Source organism: Roseibium aggregatum (genome assembly GCF_014692675.1).
Classification (GTDB): Bacteria; Pseudomonadota; Alphaproteobacteria; order Rhizobiales; family Stappiaceae; genus Roseibium; species Roseibium aggregatum_C.
Genome location: NZ_JABFCZ010000064.1, coordinates 1 through 2,554, shown reverse-complemented (window position 1 = coordinate 2,554; position 2,554 = coordinate 1). Strand labels below are relative to the sequence as shown.

Sequence of the window (2,554 nt, the reverse complement as noted above, 5' to 3'; positions counted from 1 at the left end):
ATTATGAGGACCAGACTGCGCGGATCTCCATCTTGGCCGGGGCTCGACCCCGAGACCGGATACGTTGACGCAGACTGAACAGAGCAATCTTCAAATTACCCCTTGCAGACGGGGCGGGCCATACGTTCAATAGTCCGGGAAGCTAGTGCGAGGCTGGAATATGGGTTCCCGATCCCACCGGCCGGATTTCGGCGGCCATGCGGCCCTTCGGTCCGTTGCCGAAGCGCACCATCACATCCTGTCCGGGGCGCAACTCGGCGATCCCGAAGCGGCGCAGGGTTTCCATATGGATGAAGATATCCTCCGTTCCCTCGCCCTGGGTCAGGAAGCCGAAGCCCTTGACCCGGTTGAACCATTTCACGGTCGCTTTTTCGAAACCGCTTTCCGGGACAACCTGCACATGGGTGCGGGAAGGCGGAAGCTGAGACGGGTGCAAGGCGGTGGATTCGTCCATGGACAGGATCCGGAAGGCCTGCAGTCCGCGCGGCCGGTCCATGACCTCGCAGACCACCCGGGCGCCCTCATAGGCCGTCTGGTAGCCGTCGCGCCTGAGACAGGTCACATGCAAGAGAATATCGGCCTCTCCCGAATCCGGGACGATAAATCCGTACCCCTTGGCAACATCAAACCATTTGATCGTGCCTGCAATCTCGACGACATCGACGGCAACATCATCCGCCAGCGTCTCGATTGCGCGGGCATCCCGAGCGGTTTTGCCCCCCATAGCATACTGTCCCGTCTTTGGTCCGCATCACCCAACCGGAACGGAATTGCGACTCACGCACCGGCTGATTCCTAACAAAAGGATAACATCCGACTTCGATCCGGAAAGGGGGATTGTCAAACTAACCACAAGGCATTTGCATTTATTGGCCGGCTATGGCGCAAAATCCACAAAACTCTCGGCAATCGGAGTGCGGATGCAGACCTCCGCGAGAGGATCGATCGGGGTCGGCTCCCTGTTGATGATGACGAGTTCGGCCCCGGCCTGGGCCGCGATCACCGGCAGCTGGGCAGCCGGATGAACCACGAGCGACGATCCGATGACCACAAACACATCCGCCTTGCGGGCGGCCTCGGCGGCCCGGATCAGGGCGTCCTCCGGCATCATCTGGCCGAAACTGACCACGGCCGCCTTCAGCAGCCCGCCGCAGGCCTCGCAGACCGGACTGCGGCCCGCCTCGACCGTTGCCCTCTGGTCTTCCAGCTCCGCACGCCTGCCGCAGTCGAGGCAGGAGGCATAGGTGCTGTTGCCGTGCAATTCGACCAGGAGATCCTCCGGCACGCCGGAGCGCTGATGCAAACCGTCCACGTTCTGGGTAATCAGGAGCGAAAGCCGGCCGTCTCTAGCCAGCCCCGCCAGCACCCTGTGCGCCGCGTTCGGTTCCGCCTTGTGGAAGATGTCGGCCATCTGGAAGCGCCTGCTCCAGTCCTCCAGGCGGCTCTCCTCGTCATCCACGAAATCCTGATACTCGATCGGCTGCATTTTCGACCAGAGCCCGCCGGGGGAGCGGAAATCGGGAATACCGGACTCCGTCGAGATGCCCGCTCCGGTCAGAACCACGATCCGCCCCGCGTCTGCCCCTAAAAAACTCTTTATCCGGTCTCGTGCGGTGGCAAGATCATTGATTTCTGTCATAGTGGCCATACGTTCTGATCATCACTCCAATACCTTATTATCTACAAGGACACGCAATGCGCTACCTGCACACAATGGTCCGCGTCCGCGATATCGATGAATCGCTGGACTTCTACTGCAACAAGATGGGCATGACCGAAGTGCGCCGCATGGATCACGAGGCCGGCCGCTTCACCCTGATCTTCCTGGCCGCCTCCGAAGACGCGGAAAGCGGCAGGGAGGTGAAGGCCCCGCTTCTGGAGCTCACCTACAACTGGGATCCCGAGGAATATTCCGGCGGACGCAATTTCGGCCACCTCGCCTATGAAGTGGACAACATCTACGAATACTGCGCCAGCCTCCAGGAAAAGGGCGTGACCATCAACCGTCCGCCGCGCGACGGCCGCATGGCTTTCATCCGCTCGCCGGACAACATTTCCTTCGAGCTGCTGCAGAAGGGCGATTCCCTTGAAGTCGCCGAACCCTGGGCCTCCATGCCCAATGTCGGCGAGTGGTAGGAACCGCTTTTTGCGCCCTCACAGGCCCGCGGACGCGGGCCTGTGAATTTCATGACAATTTGCTCTTGCGGCTTGAGACAATACTGCCTATAAGCCTCCCCACGACGCAGCGACGTCGTCCGCGCGCCCATCGTCTAGCGGTCTAGGACGCCGCCCTTTCACGGCGGAAACACGGGTTCGAGTCCCGTTGGGCGTGCCAACTTCTCCCGGCACTGATCGAATATGAAACGAACAAGCGCTGGCGCTTGGCAACAAGCTCGCCAGAGCGCTTTCAGCCGATCACTTCCCTTGAACGTATGGCCCGCCCCGTCTGCAAGGGGTAATTTGAAGATTGCTCTGTTCAGTCTGCGTCAACGTATCCGGTCTCGGGGTCGAGCCCCGGCCAAGATGGAGATCCGCGCAGTCTGGTCCTCATAAT

At 60.6% G+C, this 2,554-nt stretch carries 3 protein-coding genes and 1 tRNA gene; 2 read left to right on the top strand and 2 right to left on the bottom strand.

Annotation, left to right across the window (positions count from 1 at the left end; translation table 11 throughout):
• Positions 1-142: 142 nt before the first annotated feature.
• Together HK439_RS26200 and HK439_RS26195 are read right to left on the bottom strand one after the other, a co-directional pair.
• Positions 143-724, bottom strand: a complete 582-nt coding sequence (locus tag HK439_RS26200; RefSeq protein ID WP_209012085.1) for a cold-shock protein — start codon at positions 722-724, stop codon at positions 143-145.
• A 153-nt stretch (positions 725-877) separates the two neighbouring features.
• Positions 878-1,648: a Sir2 family NAD-dependent protein deacetylase gene (locus HK439_RS26195; RefSeq protein WP_328804251.1), complete on the bottom strand. Its 771-nt coding sequence runs from the start codon at positions 1,646-1,648 to the stop codon at positions 878-880.
• 47 nt (positions 1,649-1,695) lie between these two features.
• Here HK439_RS26195 and HK439_RS26190 point away from each other — a divergent pair, with 47 nt between their 5' ends.
• A complete protein-coding gene (locus HK439_RS26190; RefSeq protein ID WP_190294430.1) occupies positions 1,696-2,136 on the top strand; it encodes a VOC family protein in 441 nt (146 codons plus the stop codon).
• Positions 2,137-2,259: 123 nt separating this feature from the next.
• Positions 2,260-2,335: transfer RNA gene (locus HK439_RS26185), tRNA-Glu, on the top strand.
• Positions 2,336-2,554: the final 219 nt, after the last annotated feature.

Coding starts and splice junctions, on each gene's coding strand:
- HK439_RS26200 (WP_209012085.1), bottom strand. CDS start 724: ATGGGGGGCAAAACCGCTCGGGATGCCCGCGCAATCGAGACGCTGGCG.
- HK439_RS26195 (WP_328804251.1), bottom strand. CDS start 1,648: ATGGCCACTATGACAGAAATCAATGATCTTGCCACCGCACGAGACCGG.
- HK439_RS26190 (WP_190294430.1), top strand. CDS start 1,696: ATGCGCTACCTGCACACAATGGTCCGCGTCCGCGATATCGATGAATCG.